The sequence below is a fragment of the Mesorhizobium sp. M7A.F.Ca.CA.002.05.1.1 genome, assembly GCF_003998335.1.
Classification (GTDB): Bacteria; Pseudomonadota; Alphaproteobacteria; order Rhizobiales; family Rhizobiaceae; genus Mesorhizobium.
On the sequence record NZ_RZQI01000689.1, the window covers coordinates 1 to 3,263 of the forward strand.

The window sequence follows — 3,263 nt, forward strand, 5'->3', positions numbered from 1 at the left end:
CGCCGGAGATGTAGCGGGTCATCGCTTCCCTGGTGCGGAACATCATCTCGCGGTAGTCGCGGCGGCTGTCGGCTGTCGATTCGACGCCGATGACGTCGAAGCGCTTCTTGATGGTGCCCGAACTTTCGTCGGCGGCCAGCAGGCCCTTGCCATCGGCGACGATCGCGGCGGCAATGTCTTCGAGACGTTCGCTCATTGTTGCTTCTCCTGAAACGGTTGTTCCGCGCTTAACGGAAGTCTACCGCCAAAGGAATGGCATCGGAAAGCTCGAATCGATTGAAAGCCTCGGGCAGCCTTGTTTGCTCTCCGAGTGTTGATCGCCGCGGAGCCTCAGCGCTTCAGCACATCGACACCGGGCAGCGGCTTGCCTTCCATCCATTCCAGGAAAGCGCCGCCGGCGGTCGAGACATAGGTGAAGTCGTCGGCGACACCGGCATGGTTGAGCGCCGCCACCGTATCGCCACCGCCGGCGACCGAGACCAGCTTGCCTTCCTTGGTGCGCGACGCCGCGTGCTTGGCAGCTGCCACCGTCGCATGATCGAAGGGCGCGATCTCGAAGGCGCCGAGCGGGCCGTTCCAGACCAGTGTCGCGGCGCGGTCGATCCATTCGCCGATGGCCGTCACGGTTTTGGCGCCGACATCGAGGATCATGCCGTCGGCCGGCACGTCCGATATGGCGACGGTCTCGCATTCCGCGCCCGCCTTGAACTCCTTGGCGACGACGCCGTCGACCGGCAGGATGATGGCGCAGCCGGCCTCGGCCGCCTCGATCATGATCTGCTTGGCGGTCGCGGCGAGATCATGCTCGCACAGCGATTTGCCGACATTGGTGCCACGCGCGGCAAGAAAGGTGTTGGCCATCCCGCCACCGATGACGAGGGCATCGACCTTCTTCACCAGGTTCATCAACAGATCGATCTTGGTCGAGACTTTGGCGCCGCCGACAATGGCGACGACCGGACGAACCGGTTTTCCCAGGCCCTTCTCCAGCGCCTCAAGCTCGGCTTGCATGGTGCGGCCGGCAAAAGCCGGCAACAGATGCGCCAGCCCCTCCGTCGAAGAATGCGCGCGGTGCGCGGCCGAGAAGGCGTCGTTGACGAAGATATCGCCATTGGCGGCGAGTTTTTCCGTGAAGGCCGGATCGTTCTTCTCCTCGGCCTTGTAGAAGCGGGTGTTTTCGAGCAGCAGCACGTCGCCCTTGTTCATGGCGGCGACAGCGCTTCCGGCCGTGTCGCCGACGCAATCCGAGGCGAAACCGACGGGGCGGCCGAGCACGTCGGCTGTCGCCTTGGCGATCGGTTCCAGCGAGAATTCGGGCGAGGGGCCATCCTTGGGTCGGCCGAAATGGGCGAGCAGGATGACCTTGGCACCCTTGCCTGACAGCTCGGCGATGGTCGGCGCGATGCGTTCGATGCGGGTGGTGTCGGTGACTTTGCCCTCAGTGACAGGCACGTTGAGGTCGACGCGCACCAGCACACGCTTGCCGCTGATGTTGCCGATATCGTCGAGTGTCTTGAAGGCGGCCATGCGGGGTTCCTTTCGCGAAAAACCGGGGGACCATACCCCGCATCGGTGTCGATGCAAGGCTTAGGGCGCGCTCGAACCGAAATTTTGAAGTGGGCACGATCTTGCACCGGCGGGGCGGATGAATGGCAGCGCTCAATAGCGGGTTTGTCAGCTTTCGGTTGCTGCCTTTTCCGGCGCTGGCTCCGGGGCCTGCTTTTCGTCCGCCCGCGCCTCGGCCTCCTGCGTCTCGGTCGGCTTGCGCCAGTTGCGGATGAAGGCGGAAAGACGATCGCCGATTTCGCCGGCGCTGAGGAAGACCGGCACCCGCGCCACCGGCGCGGTCGGCTCGAACGAGAGGCCGAGGCCTATGATCTTGCCCTTGTCGTCGACGTCGCGGACGATCAGTTCTATCGGGCCGAGCAGGACGCGGTCGGCGTATTCGGCATGGCCGCCGAGCCGCGCCGTGACCAGCGCGCCAACGGTGAGCTTTTGCTCCGCTTCGGTCAGGCCTGGCGTATAGGCCGCTTCCAGTTCAGCGGCGGAGCGCGCGGGGTCGACGGCGAAGGCACCGAAGAAATCGGCATCCTCGGGATCGACCACTGCACGGCTCGCGAACAGCTTGTCGAGCAGGCGCGGATAGCGGTCCGGCACGAAAATGTAGACCTGGTCGCCGGCGGCGAGCCGGCCCATGTCCTGGAAGCGCATCGAGCGGCCGTCGCGCAACACCAGCGAGGGTCGCGCCCAGCGTGGGATGCGCTCGCCGCGCGCCACCGGGCTGCCGTGTGCAACGCGATAGGCAAGAAGCTCGTGATGGGCCGAGCCCGGCAGTTCCAGCTCGACCTTGTCCAGCGGTCCGAGCCGTGCCGGCACGATCAGACCGAGGCGGCGCGCCAGCGGTCCGACTGTCCAGCCCTGGATGACCAGCGACACGAGTACGATGATGAAGGCGGTGTTGAAGATGACACGGCCGTTTTCCAGCCCGCCCAGCAGCGGGGTGATGGCGAGCAGGATCGACACCGCGCCGCGCAGGCCGACCCAGGAGACGAAGGCGACCTCGGGGCGCGGCAGACGGAACGGGATCAGGCAGAGCCAGACCGCGATCGGACGGGCGATGAACATCAGGAACAGGCCGAGCAGCACCGCCGGCACCATGATCGCCGGGAACTGCGACGGCGTCGCGAACAGGCCGAGGATGAGGAACATGATGATCTGTGCCAGCCATGACATGCCGTCCTGGAAGCGCTTGAGGATGGTGACGGCGCGGATATCGGAATTGCCCGAGATGAGGCCGGCGATATAGACCGCCAGGAAGCCCGAGCCGCCAATGGCGCCGGCGGCTGCAAACACCATCAGCGACAAGGTCAGCACGAAGATCGGCAGCAGGCCGTGGTCGAGATTGAGCCGGTCGACGAGGCGCACGATGGCGAGGCCGCCGAGCACGCCGACGACAGCGCCAAGGCCCATGTTGAGGAGGAAGCCGAGGAACAGGCTGGTGACCAGGACATTGGTTTCGGGGTTGGCGTGGGCGGCGATGATCTCTACCAGCGTGATGGTCAGGAAGATGGCGATCGGGTCGTTGGTGCCGGATTCCACCTCGAGCGTCGAGCGCACGCGTTCGCGCAGATTGATCTCGCCGGCGCGCAGCAGGAAGAACACGGCCGCCGCATCGGTGGAGGCTACGGCAGCCCCGAGCAGGAAGGATTCCAGCCAGGTGAGATCGAGCAGATAATGGGCGGCGACGCCGAACAGGCCGGTGG

3 protein-coding genes are annotated in these 3,263 nt (G+C 65.4%); all 3 read right to left on the reverse strand.

Annotated features, from left to right (window positions below):
• Nucleotides 1-196 (reverse strand): class I fructose-bisphosphate aldolase (locus tag EN939_RS26685; RefSeq protein ID WP_127270748.1); only part of this gene is annotated, 196 nt, incomplete at its 3' end.
• A gap of 134 nt (nucleotides 197-330) precedes the next feature.
• Nucleotides 331-1,527: a phosphoglycerate kinase gene (locus tag EN939_RS26690; RefSeq protein ID WP_127270749.1), complete on the reverse strand. Its 1,197-nt coding sequence runs from the start codon at nucleotides 1,525-1,527 to the stop codon at nucleotides 331-333.
• A 147-nt stretch (nucleotides 1,528-1,674) separates the two neighbouring features.
• Nucleotides 1,675-3,263, reverse strand: a 1,589-nt coding sequence (locus EN939_RS26695) for a potassium/proton antiporter (RefSeq protein WP_127270751.1), incomplete at its 5' end; no start/stop codon positions are given.